General features: G+C 65.5%; 14 protein-coding genes. All 14 read right to left on the bottom strand.

The features are described 5' to 3' along the window. Positions 1–642, bottom strand: a complete 642-nt coding sequence (gene hisG, locus ACN9MV_RS06700; RefSeq protein ID WP_093048604.1) for an ATP phosphoribosyltransferase — start codon at positions 640–642, stop codon at positions 1–3. Next, a complete protein-coding gene (murA, locus tag ACN9MV_RS06695) occupies positions 639–1,931 on the bottom strand; it encodes a UDP-N-acetylglucosamine 1-carboxyvinyltransferase (protein ID WP_426391659.1) in 1,293 nt (430 codons plus the stop codon). Before murA ends, hisG begins: the two co-directional genes overlap by 4 nt. Before the next feature lie 41 nt (positions 1,932–1,972). Next, positions 1,973–2,215 carry a BolA family protein gene (locus ACN9MV_RS06690; protein ID WP_093048598.1) on the bottom strand — a complete coding sequence of 81 codons (243 nt, stop codon included), beginning with the start codon at positions 2,213–2,215 and terminating at the stop codon, positions 1,973–1,975. A 22-nt stretch (positions 2,216–2,237) separates the two neighbouring features. Further along, positions 2,238–2,993, bottom strand: coding sequence for an ABC transporter permease (locus ACN9MV_RS06685; protein WP_093173222.1), 756 nt, complete (start codon positions 2,991–2,993; stop codon positions 2,238–2,240). A gap of 5 nt (positions 2,994–2,998) precedes the next feature. After that, positions 2,999–3,946: an ABC transporter ATP-binding protein gene (locus ACN9MV_RS06680; RefSeq protein WP_426391658.1), complete on the bottom strand. Its 948-nt coding sequence runs from the start codon at positions 3,944–3,946 to the stop codon at positions 2,999–3,001. A gap of 33 nt (positions 3,947–3,979) precedes the next feature. After that, positions 3,980–4,255, bottom strand: a complete 276-nt coding sequence (locus ACN9MV_RS06675) for an STAS domain-containing protein (protein ID WP_093048583.1) — start codon at positions 4,253–4,255, stop codon at positions 3,980–3,982. Between the two features lie 13 nt (positions 4,256–4,268). After that, complete coding sequence (locus ACN9MV_RS06670) at positions 4,269–4,925, bottom strand: MlaC/ttg2D family ABC transporter substrate-binding protein (RefSeq protein WP_093048580.1); 657 nt, start codon at positions 4,923–4,925, stop codon at positions 4,269–4,271. Between the two features lie 156 nt (positions 4,926–5,081). Then, entirely contained in the window at positions 5,082–5,819 is a 738-nt protein-coding gene (locus ACN9MV_RS06665; protein ID WP_426391657.1) for an MlaA family lipoprotein, read from the bottom strand. 26 nt (positions 5,820–5,845) lie between these two features. Beyond that, complete coding sequence (mlaD, locus tag ACN9MV_RS06660) at positions 5,846–6,334, bottom strand: outer membrane lipid asymmetry maintenance protein MlaD (protein ID WP_093048574.1); 489 nt, start codon at positions 6,332–6,334, stop codon at positions 5,846–5,848. Between the two features lie 40 nt (positions 6,335–6,374). Then, positions 6,375–7,157 carry a lipid asymmetry maintenance ABC transporter permease subunit MlaE gene (mlaE, locus tag ACN9MV_RS06655; protein ID WP_093048571.1) on the bottom strand — a complete coding sequence of 261 codons (783 nt, stop codon included), beginning with the start codon at positions 7,155–7,157 and terminating at the stop codon, positions 6,375–6,377. Continuing rightward, on the bottom strand, positions 7,154–8,017 hold the full coding sequence (locus ACN9MV_RS06650) for an ABC transporter ATP-binding protein (RefSeq protein ID WP_426391655.1): 864 nt from the start codon (positions 8,015–8,017) through the stop codon (positions 7,154–7,156). Before ACN9MV_RS06650 ends, mlaE begins: the two co-directional genes overlap by 4 nt. Before the next feature lie 66 nt (positions 8,018–8,083). Continuing rightward, a complete protein-coding gene (locus tag ACN9MV_RS06645; RefSeq protein ID WP_426391654.1) occupies positions 8,084–9,562 on the bottom strand; it encodes a glutamate synthase subunit beta in 1,479 nt (492 codons plus the stop codon). A 170-nt stretch (positions 9,563–9,732) separates the two neighbouring features. Beyond that, a complete protein-coding gene (locus tag ACN9MV_RS06640; protein WP_426391653.1) occupies positions 9,733–14,487 on the bottom strand; it encodes a glutamate synthase-related protein in 4,755 nt (1,584 codons plus the stop codon). A 186-nt stretch (positions 14,488–14,673) separates the two neighbouring features. Continuing rightward, on the bottom strand, positions 14,674–15,369 hold the full coding sequence (locus tag ACN9MV_RS06635) for a transposase (RefSeq protein WP_307613774.1): 696 nt from the start codon (positions 15,367–15,369) through the stop codon (positions 14,674–14,676). Between the last annotated feature and the right edge of the window lie 30 nt (positions 15,370–15,399).

The raw sequence follows: 15,399 nt of genomic DNA, 5'->3' as shown, positions 1-15,399 counted from the left end.
TCAGGCGGTGGGAATGGCTGACGCAAACGCGTCGACGATGCGGCGGATGGGCTCGCGCTTGAGCTTGAGCGCGGCCTGGTTCACCACGAGGCGCGCGCTGATGTCCATGATGCGCTCCACCTCGACGAGGTGGTTGGCCTTGAGCGTGTTGCCGGTCGAGACCAGGTCGACGATGGCGTCGGCCAGGCCCGTGAGCGGTGCCAGCTCCATGCTGCCGTAGAGCTTGATCAGGTCGACGTGCACGCCCTTGCTGGCGAAGAAGTCGCGCGCAAGGCCCACGTACTTGGTCGCCACGCGCAGGCGCGAGCCCTGCTTCACGGCCGAGGCGTAGTCGTAGTCGGCGCGCACGGCCACGCTGAGGCGGCAGGCGGCGATGCGCAGATCGAGCGGCTGGTACAGGCCCTGGTTGCCGTGCTCGAGCAGCACGTCGAGGCCGGTCACGCCGAGGTCGGCGCCGCCGTACTGCACGTAGGTGGGCACGTCGGAGGCGCGCACCAGCACCACGCGCACGTCGGGGCGGGTGGTTTCGAGAATCAGCTTGCGCGACTTCTCGGGGTCTTCGGTGACCTCGATGCCGGCGGCGGCCAGCAGGGGCATCGTCTCTTCGAAGATGCGGCCTTTGGAGAGGGCTAGCGTGATCATGCGGCGGCAGCTCCGGTCAGTCGTTCGATGTCGGCGCCCAGGCCGCGCAGCTTGGACTCCATGCGGTCGTAGCCCCGGTCGAGGTGGTAGATGCGATCGACCAGCGTCTCGCCCTCGGCCACGAGGCCGGCGATGACCAGGCTGGCCGAGGCGCGCAGGTCGGTGGCCATCACGGTAGCGCCAGAGAGCTGCTGCACGCCCTCGACCATCGCCACCTTGCCCTCGACGTGGATGCGTGCGCCCAGGCGCACCATCTCGTTCACGTGCATGAAGCGGTTCTCGAAGATGGTCTCGGTGACCATCGAGGCGCCACGCGCGATCACGTTCAGGGCCATGAACTGGGCCTGCATGTCGGTCGGGAAGCCCGGGTACTCGGTGGTGCTGAAGCTCTGCGCCTTCAGGTGCTCGTAGGCGGGGCCCTTGGAGCTGATGCGCACGCCGTCTTTTTCAGAGGCGACGGTGCAGCCCGCGTCGCGCAGCTTGTCGATCACGGCGTCGAGGTGGTCGCCGCGCGCGTGGCGCAGGAAGGCCTCGCCGCCCGCAGCAGCTACGGCGCACAGGAAAGTGCCGGCCTCGATTCGGTCGGCCACCACGGCGTGCTCGCAGCCGTGCAGCTTCTCGACGCCCTGGATGCGGATGTGGCTGGTGCCGTGGCCTTCGATCTTCGCGCCCATGCGGATCAGCATTTCGGCGAGGTCGACGATCTCGGGCTCCTGCGCGGCGTTTTCGAGCAGCGTTTCGCCCTCGGCCAGCGCGGCTGCCATAAGGAAATTCTCGGTACCGGTGACGGTGACCATGTCGGTCAGGATGCGCGCGCCCTTCAGGCGGGTGCGGCCTTCGGGCAGGCGCGCGACCATGTAGCCGTGCTCGACCACGATCTCGGCACCCATGGCCTGCAGGCCCTTGATGTGCTGGTCGACAGGCCGCGAGCCGATGGCGCAGCCGCCCGGCAGCGACACCCTGGCATGGCCGAAGCGCGCCAGCAGCGGGCCCAGGGCCAGCACGGAGGCGCGCATGGTCTTGACCAGCTCGTAGGGCGCCTCGGGGTTGCCGAGATCGCCGGCATTCAGGCGGACCGTGCCGTTGTCGTTGCGCTCGGCCGTCACGCCCATGTTGCGCACCAGCTTGAGCATGGTCGACACGTCCTGCAGGCGCGGCACGTTGTGCAGCGTCACGGGCTGGTCGGTCAGCAGCGCCGCGCACAGCTCGGGCAGCGCGGCGTTCTTGGCGCCGGAAATGAGTACTTCGCCGCGGAGCTCTCGCCCGCCGCGAATCAGAAGTTTGTCCATCGAAGTTCCAGCGAAGTCAGGAGGCCACGAGGGGCCGGGAGTTATTTTTCCACTGCCGCCCATTCGGCCGGCGTGTAGGTCTTCATCGAAAGCGCGTGCACCTCGTCGGTGTGCATTTTCGCACCGAGGGTGGCGTAGACCCGCTGATGGCGCTGGATCGAGCGCTTGCCCTCGAATTCGGCCGAGACGATGGTGGCGTACCAATGTCGGCCATCCCCCTCGAGCGTGATGTGCTCACACGGGAGATGGGACTGGATCAGGGCCTGGAGTTGTTCGGCGGTCATGGGGTGTGGGAAGAGGCTTTGTTCAGCCCCGGATTTTGTAGCCGATGCGAAGCAGGTGGACGGCAATCGCGCTCACCACCAGCCAGGCGGTGCCGACGATGCCCAGGCTCAGCCAGGGCGAGGCGTCGCTCACGCCGAAGAAGCCGTAGCGGAAGCCGTCGATCATGTAGAAGAACGGGTTCAGGTGGCTCACGCTTTGCCAGAACGGCGGCAGCGAGCCGATCGAATAGAACACGCCCGACAGGAAGGTCATGGGCATGATCAGGAAGTTCTGGAACACCGCCATCTGGTCGAACTTCTCGGCCCAGAGACCGGCGATGAGGCCAAGCGTTCCCAGCATGGCCGAGCCCAGCAGCGCGAACACGATGATCCAGACCGGCGCGACGAAACTCGGCTGCGCGAACAGCACCGTGACGACGAACACGCCCAGCCCCACGGCCAGCCCGCGGATGACGGACGAGCCCACGTAGGCGAAGAACCAACCCCAGTGCGACAGCGGCGTGAGCAGCACGAAGACCAGGTTGCCCATGATCTTGCTCTGGATGATCGACGACGAGCTGTTGGCAAAGGCGTTCTGCAGCACGCTCATCATCACGAGGCCAGGCACCAGGAAGGCCGTGTAGCCGACCGTGCCGTAGACCTTCACGTGGTCTTCGAGCACGTGGCCGAACACCATCAGGTACAGCAGCGCGGTGAGCACCGGCGCCCCCACGGTCTGAAAGCCGACCTTCCAGAAACGCAGCGTCTCCTTGTAGAGCAGCGCGCGCCAACCGGTCACGGCCATCATCGCGCCACCTCCAGCGGGGTTTGCTCGCCGGCCATCAGGTCGATGAACACGTCTTCCAGGTCGGCCTTGCGCATTTCCACGTCTTCCACCGCGACGCCGGCTTCGCGGATCGCGGCCAGCAGTTGTTCGACTTCATGGGCGTTCTGCGCCGGCAGCTGCACGATGCGCCCGGTGATGCGCGCATGCTGGGCAATGGCCCAGGGCAGCATGGCGTCGGTCTTGAAGCGCAGCACGTTGCTCGCGGCCGATTTCAGCAGTTCGCTGGTGCGGTCGAGTGCGATCACGCGGCCCTGCTTGAGCATCGCGATGCGGCTGCACAGCGCCTCGGCCTCTTCGAGGTAGTGGGTGGTGAGCAGCACGGTGCTGCCCTGCTTGTTGAGCCGGGCGACGAACTGCCAGAGCGTCTGGCGCAGTTCGACGTCGACGCCGGCCGTGGGCTCGTCGAGCACGATCACCGGCGGCTTGTGCACCAGCGCCTGCGCCACCAGCACCCGGCGCTTCATGCCGCCCGAGAGCTGGCGCATGTTGGCCGTGGCCTTGTCGGCGAGGCCCAGGCTTTGCAGCAGCTCGTCGATCCAGGCCTCGTTGTTCTTGATGCCGAAGTAGCCCGACTGGATGCGCAGCGATTCGCGCACGTTGAAGAAGGGGTCGAACACCAGCTCCTGCGGCACGATGCCGAGCTGGCGGCGCGCCTGTGCAAAGTCGCGCTGCACGTCGAAGCCATGGACGCTGATGGCGCCGGCCGTGGGCCGCGACAGGCCCGCGAGCATGCTGATCAGGGTGGTCTTGCCCGCGCCGTTCGGGCCGAGCAGGCCGAAGAACTCGCCCGGTTCGATCTGGAAGCTGACCTCGTCGACGGCCTTGAGCCCTGGCTTGCCCTGGGCTTTTTGCTGTCTGGAGGGGGGGTAGGTCTTGGAGACCGATTTAAATGAAATCGCGGGCATGGGAGCCCGCGATTTTAAGGGGCCGTTACTTTTTCAGGGCGCGGCGGGCAAAAGGCCCGCAATGCCATACAGCGCCGCGAGTTCGCGCAGCCTGGGCGACAGACCCTTGACCGAAAAACCGCGGCCCAGCGCGCTCGATTCGCGCCGGCATTCGAGCAGCACAGCCAGCGCCGACGAATCGAACTGAGCCAGTGCAGTCGCGTCGACCACGGTGGACGATGAGTCGGCCTGGCCTTTCAGCCCCTGCTGCAGCATGCGCATGCAGGCGGGGGCCTCGTCGTGGGTGAGTCGGGTGGGCAGGACCAGCATCGCGTGCGCCCGGTCAGCCCTTGCCGTTGCCCTTGTTGCGCGCGGCCAGCGCGGCGATCAGGCCGTCGATGCCGCTCTTGTTGATTTCCTGCGCGAACTGGGTGCGGTAGGTGTCGACCAGCCACACGCCCAGCACATTCAGGTTGTAGACCTTCCAGCCGGCGCCCTGGCCAGGGGTCTTTTCGAGGCGGTAGTCGAGCTGCACCGGATCGCCGCGGCCTTGGACCTCGGTGCGCACCAGCACGTCCTTGTCGTCGGGCGAGCCGCGGAACGGGCGGATGGTGACGGTCTGGTCGGTCACCTGGTCGAGCGCGCCGGCATAGGTGCGCACCAGCAGGGCCTTGAACTCGTCCTGCAGGCGTTTTTGCTGTTCGGGTGTTGCAGTGCGCCAGGCCGGGCCGACTGCCGAGGCCGTCATGCGCTGGAAGTTGACGTTGGGCATGATCTTGCTGTCGACCAGCAGCATGATCTTGTTGACGTCGCCCGACTTGATGGACGAGTCGGCCTTGATCGTTTCGAGCACGTCGGTCGAGAGGCGCTTGACGAGCGCATCAGGCGCTTCATCGGCGGCACGGGCGGGCTGGACGAAGGCGACAGCCGCACCGAACAGCAGGGCACCGGCCAGCACCAGGCGGCCGAGATCGCGACGTTGCAAGGTCTTGTTGTTCATGAAGAGTCCCTCATTCAAGTTTGAAAATCTGCAGGCACCCGAAAAAACCGGGTGCTGAGACAGGAACGGATTCGAGCCCCCTGGGGCCGACCGGGTTCCTGTCCGGGAGGTGAAGCCTTGCAACCGGATGCAAGCAGCCTCCCCTCCTCTTGCGGCTTACTTGTCGCTGCCACCACCGTCACTGCCACCGCCGTCGTCCGGCGGGTTGCCGTCGTAGACCTGGCTGCGGCGGCGCTGCAGGAACGCATCGCGCGTGAACGAATACTTGTCGAGCGCCGCATCGCCGAGCAGGCGGCTTGCGCGCAGGTATTGCGAGCGCGTGTCGACGATGCGCAGCACCGTCAGCGAATTGCGCCAGGGGATGTCTTCCACATGGCCCAGCGGGTCGCCGTACATGTCGAGCGGCTTGGCCGCGGTGTCGCGCAGTGTCGAGGAGCCCAGCAGCGGCAGCACGACGTACGGGCCCGGGCCCACGCCCCAGTAGCCCAGCGTCTGGCCGAAGTCTTCCTCGTGGCGGGGAATGCCGGCCTCGGTCGCAACGTCCAGCAGGCCGCCGAGCCCGAAGAAGGTGTTGACGTTCAGGCGCATGAAGGTCTCGGCGCTGTTCTGCAGCTTGAGCTGGGCCACGTTGTTGGCCAGGCTCCAGACATCGCCGATGTTGCCGAAGAAGTTGTTCACGCCGGTGCGCACCATCGAAGGCAGCGCCTTCTGGTAGGCCGTGGCCACGGGAACGAGCACTGCGTCGTCAACGGTGTCGTTGAAGCGCGAGACCCCGCGGTTGAACGGCTCGAGAGGGTCGGCCGGATTGGCGTTGGGTCCGGTGGCGCAACCGGCCACCAGTGCAAGAAAAGCTGCTGCGCCCACCCAACGGGCGCGAATTGCTACGTTATTCATAGCGGAAGACAAAAAAGATCGTGTTTTCATTTCTTGTTGGCTGTTCCAGGCGTCGAATTGCCTTCGGCTGCCTTGCTGTACAGAAACTGGCTGATCAGGTTTTCAAGCACCACGGCCGATTGGGTCGAGGTGATGGTGTCGCCGGCCTGCAAGTTCTTGTCCTCGGCGCCCGCTTCGATCCCGATGTACTGCTCGCCGAGCAGGCCACTGGTCAGGATCTTGAGCGAACTGTCCTTGGGAAAACTGTAGCGGTTTTGCAAAGCCAGCGTGACGTCGGCCTGAAAGGACTTGTCGTTGAAGGAGATGGACTCCACGCGGCCGACCACAACCCCCGCGCTCTTCACCGCGGTTTGCGGCTTGAGCCCGCCGATGTTGTCGAAGCGCGCGGTCACCGAATAGGTCTTCTGGAAATTCAGGCTCAGCAGGTTGGCCGACTGCAGCGCGAGAAACAGCAGCGCCGCCGCGCCGATCAGGACGAACAGGCCGACCCAGATGTCGTTGTTGGAACGTTGCATGGTTTGACTCTCTGTCTAGAACGATGGAGGCCGAGCCTCTTTAGATACTGAACATCATGGCGGTGAGCAGGAAGTCCAGCCCCAGCACCGCCAGCGATGCCGACACCACGGTTCGCGTGGTCGCACGCGACACGCCTTCGGGCGTGGGCTGGGCCTCATAGCCCTGCAGCAGCGCGATGAAGGTCACGGTGAAGCCGAAGACGATGCTCTTGATGACGCCGTTGCCGACGTCGCGCCACACGTCGACGCCGCCCTGCATCTGGCCCCAGAACGCGCCCGGGTCGACGCCCAGCATCAGCACGCCCACCACGTAGCCGCCCATGATGCCGACCGCGCTGAACACCGCCGCCAGCAGCGGCATGGTGATGACGCCGGCCCAGAAGCGCGGCGCGAGGATGCGCTGCACCGGGTCGACCGCCATCATCTCCATGGCACTCAGCTGCTCGTCGGCCTTCATGAGACCGATCTCCGCGGTGAGCGACGTCCCCGCGCGCCCGGTGAACAGCAAGGCCGCCACCACGGGCCCGAGCTCGCGCACCAGGCTCAGCGTGACCAGCAGGCCGAGCGCTTCGGAAGAGCCGTAGCGCTGCAGCGCGTAGTACATCTGCAGCCCGAGCACGAAGCCCACGAACAGCCCCGACACGCCGATGATCGCGAGCGAGTAGTTGCCCAAAAAATGGATCTGGTCACGCACCAGCCCGAAGCGGCGCATGATCTGCGCGCCCGGGCCGACCAGGCGCATGAACAGCTTCGCGCCATAGCCCAGGTTGGCCAGATGGCGGCGCACGCCGAAGCCGACGTCGGCAGGCTTCCACCAGCTCATGAGCGCCCTCCTTCGACATTGCCGAAGTCGTCCTCGATGCTGACGCCCGGGTAATGGAAACGCACTGGCCCGTCGGGCAACGCATTGACGAACTGATGGACCAGCGGGTCGGCGCTGTGGCGCACTTCGTCGGGCGTGCCCTGTGCAGCGATGCCGCCGTTGGCCAGGATGATCACGTGGTCGGCGATGCGGAAGGTTTCTTCGAGATCGTGCGACACGATGATGCTGGTGAGCCCCAGCGTGTCGTTGAGCTGGCGGATCAGGCGCGCGGCGGTGCCGAGCGAGATCGGGTCGAGCCCCGCGAAAGGCTCGTCGTACATCACGAGGTCGGGGTCGAGCGCAATGGCACGCGCCAGCGCCACGCGCCGCGCCATGCCGCCCGACACCTCGCTGGGCATCAGGTCGCGGGCACCGCGCAGGCCGACGGCGTCGAGCTTCATGAGCACCACGTCGCGTACCAGCGCTTCGGAGAGTTGTGTGTGCTCGCGCAGCGGAAACGCCACGTTGTCGAACACGGTCATGTCGGTGAACAGCGCGCCGAACTGAAAGAGCATGCCCATGCGGCGCCGCGCCGCGTAGAGCGCGGTTGCATCGAACTTGCCGACATCGTGGCCGTCGAAGAGCACCTCGCCACGCTGTGCCTTCTGCTGCCCGCCGATAAGGCGCAGCACGGTGGTCTTGCCACCGCCCGATGCTCCCATCAGGGCCGTTACCTTGCCTCGCGGCACGGAGAACGAAACGCCGTCGAGGATGGCGCGTGCACCATAGCCGAACGTGACGTCGCGGAACTCTACGAAGGGATGTGGCAGTGGTGCGGCTGGGTCCATCTCAATAAAAAAGCCGGGCGCTTTTTCAAGCATCCCGGCATGCGGTTTGACGCGGATGATAACGGGGCCGTGACCGGCCCCGCGAAATTGAAACAAAATTCAGCGCGGCAGGTCGCTGAACCCCATCAGGAACTCATCCACCGAGCGCGCGGCCTGACGGCCTTCACGAATGGCCCACACCACCAGCGACTGTCCGCGGCGGATATCGCCGGCGGCAAAAACCTTCGGAATGTTGGTGGCATAGCCGCCGATGAAGTCGACCGTGGCCTTGGCGTTGCCGCGGGCATCCTTCTCCACGCCGAAGGCGTCGAGCACGGTGGCCACGGGGCTGATGAAGCCCATCGCGAGCAGCACCAGGTCGGCCTTGAGGATCTGCTCGCTGCCGGCCACTTCCTGCATCTTGCCGTCCTTCCATTCGACGCGAACGGTCTTCAGGCCAGTGACCTTGCCCTTTTCGCCGATGAATTCCTTGGTGGAAATCGCGAACTCGCGCTCGCAGCCCTCTTCATGGCTGGAGCTGGTGCGCAGCTTGATCGGCCAGTACGGCCAGGTCAGCGGGCGGTTTTCTTCCTCGGGCGGCTGAGGCATCAGCTCGAACTGCGTGACGCTGACCGCGCCATGGCGGTTGCTGGTGCCCACGCAGTCGGAGCCGGTGTCGCCACCGCCGATGACGATGACGTGCTTGCCGTCGGCGCGCAACTGGCCCTTGACCTTGTCGCCCGCGTTGACGCGGTTTTGCTGCGGCAGGAACTCCATCGCGAAGTGGATGCCGTCGAGGTCGCGACCGGGCACCGGCAGGTCGCGCGATTGCTCTGCACCGCCCGTGAGCAGCACGGCATCGAACTCTTTCTGCAGTTGCTCGGGCGTGACAGTTTCCTTGGCCAGGTTCGTGACCTTGGAGCCCTTGCCCAGCGGGTCCTTCGCGGCGCCGACCATCACGCCGGTGCGGAAGGTCACGCCTTCGGCCTTCATCTGCTCGACGCGGCGATCGATGTGCGACTTCTCCATCTTGAAGTCGGGGATGCCGTAGCGCAGCAGGCCGCCGATGCGGTCGTTCTTCTCGAACAGCGTCACGTCGTGGCCGGCGCGCGCGAGTTGCTGCGCAGCCGCCATGCCGGCCGGGCCCGAACCCACCACCGCCACCTTCTTGCCGGTCTTGTGCTTGGCGACGCGCGGCGCCACCCAGCCTTCGTCCCAGGCGCGGTCGATGATCGCGTGCTCCAGCGACTTGATGCCGACCGCGTCGTCGTTCACGTTGAGCACGCAGGCTGCCTCGCAGGGCGCGGGGCAGATGCGGCCGGTGAACTCGGGGAAGTTGTTGGTCGAGTCGAGCACCGCGAAGGCGTTTTGCCAGTCGTTGCGGTACACGAGATCGTTGAAGTCCGGAATGATGTTGTTGACCGGGCAGCCGCTGTTGCAGAACGGCGTGCCGCAGTCCATGCAGCGCGCGCCCTGCACCTTGGCCTGTTCGGTGTTCAGGCCGACGACGAATTCCTTGTAGTGCTTGACGCGCTCTTCGATGGGCTTGTAGCCCTCTTCGACACGCTCATGCTCCATGAAGCCGGTGATCTTTCCCATCGTGATTCCTTTACACCCCCGTTGCTTGCTCACTGCGTGTAGCCGCCTCCCCCCTCAAGGGGGCAACACCAGCGGCCCGGCAAAGCCGGTTCCGCGGTGTTCCCCGAAGGGGCTGTGACTGTTTCACGCGCTGCATGCCGTACAGGGATTCATTCTGTTTTGGTTGATCTTCAAGCTGCGGCCGGGGCCGTTTGCGGTGCGGGGGCCAGCGCGTGCGGCTCGAGGCCGATGTGCGCGTTGTTGCCGCTGCTGGTGAGTTCGACCTTGCGGTCGTGCAGCTCGGCCAGCGCGCGCTTGTATTCGTTCGGGAACACCTTCACGAACTTCGTGCGCGACACGGCCCAGTTGTCGAGCAGCTCGCGTGCGCGCTTGCTGCCGGTCCAGCGGTGGTGCTCTTCGAGCAGCTTCTTCAGCTGCGCTTCGTCGGCGACGCCGCCGTGCCAGATCTTGCGATGCACGCTCGCGGTCTGCTCGGCCGAGGTCAGCACCTTGTCGAGCGAAACCATCGAGAGGTTGCAGCGCGTGGCGAACTGGCCGTCTTCGTCGTAGACGAAAGCAACGCCGCCGCTCATGCCGGCCGCGAAGTTGCGGCCCGTCTTGCCGAGCACGGCCACCGTGCCGCCGGTCATGTATTCGCAACCGTGGTCGCCGGTGCCTTCGATGACCGCCGTGGCGCCCGACAGGCGCACCGCGAAACGCTCGCCGGCCACTCCGCACAGGTAGGCCTCGCCGGTGGTCGCGCCGTACAGCGCGGTGTTGCCGACGATGGTGTTGCGCACCGCTTCGCCGCGGAAGTCGAGGCTCGGGCGAACCACCACGCGGCCGCCCGAGAGGCCCTTGCCGGTGTAGTCGTTGGCGTCGCCGATCAGGTACAGCGTGATGCCGCGCGCCAGGAAGGCGCCGAACGACTGGCCGCCCGTGCCTTCGAGCTGGATGCGGATCGAGTCGTCGGGCAGGCCCTGCGGATGCACCTTGGTCAGCGCGCCCGAGAGCATTGCGCCCACCGAGCGGTTGACGTTGCGCGCCACCTCGATGAACTGCACCTTCTCGCCCTTGTCGATGGCGGGACGCGACTTCTCGATGAGCTTCACGTCCAGTGCCTTGTCGAGGCCGTGGTCCTGGTTCTCGACATGGAAGCGCGGCACGTCGGCCGGCACGTTCGGCAGCGCGAACAGCCGGCTGAAGTCCAGGCCCGAAGCCTTCCAGTGTTCGATGCCCTTGCGCATGTCGAGCAGGTCGGCGCGGCCGATCAGGTCGTCGAACTTGCGGATGCCGAGCTGGGCCATGATCTGGCGCACTTCCTCGGCAACGAAGAAGAAGTAGTTGACGACGTGCTCGGGCTTGCCCGAGAACTTCTTGCGCAGCACCGGGTCTTGCGTGGCCACGCCCACCGGGCAGGTGTTCAGGTGGCACTTGCGCATCATGATGCAGCCCTCGACCACCAGCGGCGCGGTCGCAAAGCCGAACTCGTCGGCACCCAGCAGCGCGCCGATGGCAACGTCGCGGCCGGTCTTCATCTGGCCGTCGGCCTGCACACGGATGCGGCTGCGCAGGCGGTTGAGCACCAGCGTCTGCTGCGTTTCGGCCAGGCCGATTTCCCACGGGCTGCCAGCGTGCTTGATCGACGACCAGGGCGAAGCGCCCGTGCCGCCGTCATGGCCGGCGATCACGACGTGGTCGCTCTTGCACTTGGCCACGCCGGCGGCGATGGTGCCGACGCCGATCTCGCTCACCAGCTTCACGCTGATGCTGGCGTGCGGCGCGGTGTTCTTCAGGTCGTGAATGAGCTGCGCCAGGTCCTCGATCGAGTAGATGTCGTGGTGCGGCGGCGGCGAGATGAGGCCCACGCCCGGCACGGCATAGCGCTGCTTGCCGATGTACTCGGTGACCTTGCCGCCCGGGAGCTGGCCGCCCTCGCCCGGCTTGGCGCCCTGCGCCATCTTGATCTGGATCTGGTCGGCCGAATGCAGGTACTCGGCCGTGACGCCGAAGCGGCCCGATGCAACCTGCTTGATGCGCGAACGCAGCGAGTCGCCGTCCTTCAACGGCAGGTCGACCTCGACGTTCTCCGCACCGATCACGCTCTTGAGCGTGTCGCCCAGCTTGATCGGGATGCCCTTGAGCTCGTTGCGGTAGCGCGCCGGGTCCTCACCGCCTTCGCCGGTGTTGCTCTTGCCGCCGATGCGGTTCATGGCAATGGCGAGCGTGGAGTGCGCTTCGGTGCTGATCGAGCCGAGCGACATCGCGCCGGTGGCGAAGCGCTTGACGATGTCAGCGGCCGACTCGACTTCGTCCACCGGAATGGCCTTGGCCGGATCGATCTTGAACTCGAACAGGCCGCGCAGCGTGAGGTGACGGCGGTTCTGGTCATTGATGAGCTGCGCGTATTCCTTGTACGTGTTCCAGTTGTTGGAGCGCGTGCTGTGCTGCAGCTTGGCGATGGCGTCGGGCGTCCACATGTGCTCTTCGCCGCGCGTGCGCCAGGCGTATTCGCCGCCGGCGTCGAGCATGTTGGAGAGCACCGGGTCGTCGCCGAAAGCGGCCTTGTGCATGCGGATGGCTTCTTCGGCGATCTCGAAGACGCCGATGCCTTCCACGCGGCTGGCGGTGCCGGTGAAGTACTTGTTCACCGTCTCGCTGTTCAGGCCGATGGCTTCGAACAGCTGCGCGCCGCAATAGCTCATGTAGGTGCTGACACCCATCTTCGACATGATCTTCGACAGACCCTTGCCGATGGCCTTCACGTAGTTGTAGACCGCCTTGTCGGCGCTCAGGTCGCCCGGCAGGTCGGCGTGCATGGCCGCCAGCGTTTCCATGGCGAGGTAGGGGTGCACGGCTTCGGCGCCGTAGCCCGCCAGCACGCCGAAGTGATGCACTTCGCGCGCCGACCCGGTTTCGACGACGAGGCCGGCGGTGGTGCGCAGGCCTTCGCGAACGAGGTACTGGTGCACGGCCGACAGGGCCAGCACGGCCGGGATGGCCACTTGCGTCGGGCTCACGCCGCGGTCGCTCACGATCAGGATGTTGTGGCCGCCCTTGATGGCGTCCACCGCTTCGGCGCACAGCGAGGCCAGCTTGGCTTCGACGCCTTCGTCACCCCAGGCGAGCGGGTAGGTGATGTCGAGCGCATAGCTCTTGAACTTGCCCTGCGTGTACTTGCCGATGTCGCGCAGCTTCGCCATGTCGGCGAAGTCGAGGATCGGCTGGCTCACTTCGAGCCGCATCGGCGGGTTGACCTGGTTGATGTCCAGCAGGTTGGGCTTGGGGCCGATGAAGGACACCAGCGACATCACGATGGCTTCGCGGATCGGGTCGATCGGCGGGTTCGTCACCTGCGCGAACAGCTGCTTGAAGTAGTTGTACAGCGGCTTGTTCTTGCTCGAGAGCACGGCCAGCGGGCTGTCGTTGCCCATGGAGCCGATGCCTTCTTCGCCAGCCTGCGCCATCGGGCTCATCAGGAACTTGATGTCTTCCTGGGTGTAGCCGAAGGCCTGCTGACGATCGAGCAGCGCGACTTGCGAGAGCGGCGCGGAGACCGGCTCGGCCTTCACGCTGTCGAGCTTGATGCGCAGGTTCTCGATCCACTGCTTGTAGGGCTTGCTGTTGGCGAGGGTGGCCTTGACCTCCTCGTCGTCGATCATGCGGCCCTGCTCCAGGTCGATCAGGAACATCTTGCCGGGCTGCAGGCGCCACTTGCGCACGATCTTCTGCTCGGGCACGGGCAGCACGCCGGACTCAGAGGCCATGATGACTAGGTCGTCGTCGGTCACGCAGTAGCGCGACGGGCGCAGGCCGTTGCGGTCGAGCGTGGCGCCGATCTGGCGGCCGTCGGTGAACACGATGGAAGCAGGGCCGTCCCACGGCTCGAGCATGGCGGCGTGGTATTCATAGAACGCGCGGCGGCGCGGGTCCATGGTGGCATGCTGTTCCCAGGGCTCGGGAATCATCATCATCACGGCCTGGCTGATGGGGTAGCCGGCCATCGTCAGCAGCTCGAGGCAGTTGTCGAAGGTGGCGGTGTCGGACTGGCCGGCAAAGCTGATGGGGTAGAGCTTCTGCAGGTCGGCACCCAGAACCGGCGACGACATCACGCCTTCGCGGGCCTTCATCCAGTTGTAGTTGCCCTTGACCGTGTTGATTTCGCCGTTGTGGGCGACGTAGCGGTACGGGTGGGCCAGCGGCCACTCGGGGAAGGTGTTGGTCGAGAAACGCTGGTGCACCAGGCCCAGGGCCGAGACGCAGCGCTTGTCCTGCAGGTCGAGGTAGTAGGTACCGACCTGGTCGGCCAGCAGCAGGCCCTTGTAGACCACGGTACGGCTCGACATGCTGGGAACGTAGTATTCCTTGCTGTGCTTGAGCTTCAGGCGCTGGATGTTGGCGCTGGCGGTCTTGCGGATCACGTAGAGCTTGCGCTCCAGCGCGTCCTGCACGATCACGTCGTTGCCGCGGCCGATGAAGACCTGGCGCAGCAGCGGTTCCTTTTCGCGCACAGTGGGCGACATGGGCATGTCGCGGTTGACCGGCACATCGCGCCAGCCGAGCAGCACCTGCCCTTCGGCCTTGATGGCGCGTTCCATCTCTTGTTCGCAGGCTTCGCGCGAGGCGTGTTCCTTCGGCAGGAAGATCATGCCGACGCCGTATTCGCCCGGCGGGGGCAGCGTGACGCCCTGCTTCGCCATTTCTTCGCGGTACAGGTGGTCGGGCAGCTGGATCAGGATGCCGGCGCCGTCGCCCATCAGCTTGTCAGCGCCCACGGCGCCGCGATGGTCGAGGTTTTCGAGGATCTTCAAGCCCTGCAGCACGATGGCATGGCTTTTTTCGCCCTTGATGTGTGCAACGAAGCCGACGCCGCAGGCATCGTGCTCGTCGGCACCGGAATACAGACCGTGTTCTTGGAGATGTTGAATCTCGGCAGCCGTCGTCATGGGCGCGCTCCTTCAGTTTTCGCAGGGAAAGGGAGCATATTGCGATGCACAAAGAATGCCAAACACTTTAATAGGGGTCAGATTCTTATTAAATCTTGAGTTTTCTTCTCGGAATTAAATTAGGGACATATCAAAAACAGGAGCAAAAAGACCAGGCAGCACAATAGATTGGCACTGCTTTTCAGCTCAGGATGAGGTGTTCGAAGGCGGCCGGCCGGCCTTGGCTTTGACCACGCGGCGATCGGTGGACTTCTGCAGGCCATCGAGAAAATCGTCGTCACCGGCAGCCCAGCCGCGCAAGGTGGCTTCGGTCAGCGCGCTCTGGTCGGCCGCGCGTACCCCGCCGCGCACCAACTCGACATACGCAGCCTCCCGCGCGAACGGCGTGTTGCCGAGCTCCCAGTACAGCGGATGGGGCGTCAGCAGCCGGTCATGCCGCAGGCCGGCGTAGTGGCCGTGACTGGACCATGGAAAGTCGCGCGCATCAGCCGCCATGCCCGCCCGCACTGGATTGAGGTCGATGTAGGCCATGCAGGTCAGCAGATAGCGGTCGGTCTGGATCAACGTCGACCGGTAGCGCCCCTCCCACAGCGTGCCGCTGCGGCCGTGGCGGTCGTTGAAGTAGCGCACGTAGCTGCGCCCCACCGACTGCATGAACTGCGGCAGGCCGGTGGCGCTGTTGGGCGTGGCCAGCAGATGAAAGTGGTTGTCCATCAGCACATAGGCATGCAGCGCGATACCGAAGCGCGTGGCGTTTTCGGCCAGCAGCGCGAGCAGCTTCTCGTGATCCGCGCGGTCCATGAAGATCGGCTGGCGGTTATTGCCGCGCTGGATCACGTGGTGCGGCATGTCGGCCAGCGTGAGGCGGGGAAGACGGGCCATGGGGTCTGCAGACGCGAGTTGCGCGCCGGC

The organism is Variovorax sp. R-27, from assembly GCF_049913215.1.
Classification (GTDB): Bacteria; Pseudomonadota; Gammaproteobacteria; order Burkholderiales; family Burkholderiaceae_C; genus Variovorax.
The sequence above is the reverse complement of the archived record's forward strand: the minus strand, read 5'-3'. Positions and strand labels throughout refer to the sequence as shown.

Coding starts and splice junctions, on each gene's coding strand:
- hisG (WP_093048604.1), bottom strand. CDS start 642: ATGATCACGCTAGCCCTCTCCAAAGGCCGCATCTTCGAAGAGACGATG.
- murA (WP_426391659.1), bottom strand. CDS start 1,931: ATGGACAAACTTCTGATTCGCGGCGGGCGAGAGCTCCGCGGCGAAGTA.
- ACN9MV_RS06690 (WP_093048598.1), bottom strand. CDS start 2,215: ATGACCGCCGAACAACTCCAGGCCCTGATCCAGTCCCATCTCCCGTGT.
- ACN9MV_RS06680 (WP_426391658.1), bottom strand. CDS start 3,946: ATGCCCGCGATTTCATTTAAATCGGTCTCCAAGACCTACCCCCCCTCC.
- ACN9MV_RS06675 (WP_093048583.1), bottom strand. CDS start 4,255: ATGCTGGTCCTGCCCACCCGACTCACCCACGACGAGGCCCCCGCCTGC.
- ACN9MV_RS06670 (WP_093048580.1), bottom strand. CDS start 4,925: ATGAACAACAAGACCTTGCAACGTCGCGATCTCGGCCGCCTGGTGCTG.
- ACN9MV_RS06665 (WP_426391657.1), bottom strand. CDS start 5,819: ATGAATAACGTAGCAATTCGCGCCCGTTGGGTGGGCGCAGCAGCTTTT.
- mlaD (WP_093048574.1), bottom strand. CDS start 6,334: ATGCAACGTTCCAACAACGACATCTGGGTCGGCCTGTTCGTCCTGATC.
- mlaE (WP_093048571.1), bottom strand. CDS start 7,157: ATGAGCTGGTGGAAGCCTGCCGACGTCGGCTTCGGCGTGCGCCGCCAT.
- ACN9MV_RS06650 (WP_426391655.1), bottom strand. CDS start 8,017: ATGCTTGAAAAAGCGCCCGGCTTTTTTATTGAGATGGACCCAGCCGCA.
- ACN9MV_RS06645 (WP_426391654.1), bottom strand. CDS start 9,562: ATGGGAAAGATCACCGGCTTCATGGAGCATGAGCGTGTCGAAGAGGGC.
- ACN9MV_RS06640 (WP_426391653.1), bottom strand. CDS start 14,487: ATGACGACGGCTGCCGAGATTCAACATCTCCAAGAACACGGTCTGTAT.
- ACN9MV_RS06635 (WP_307613774.1), bottom strand. CDS start 15,369: ATGGCCCGTCTTCCCCGCCTCACGCTGGCCGACATGCCGCACCACGTG.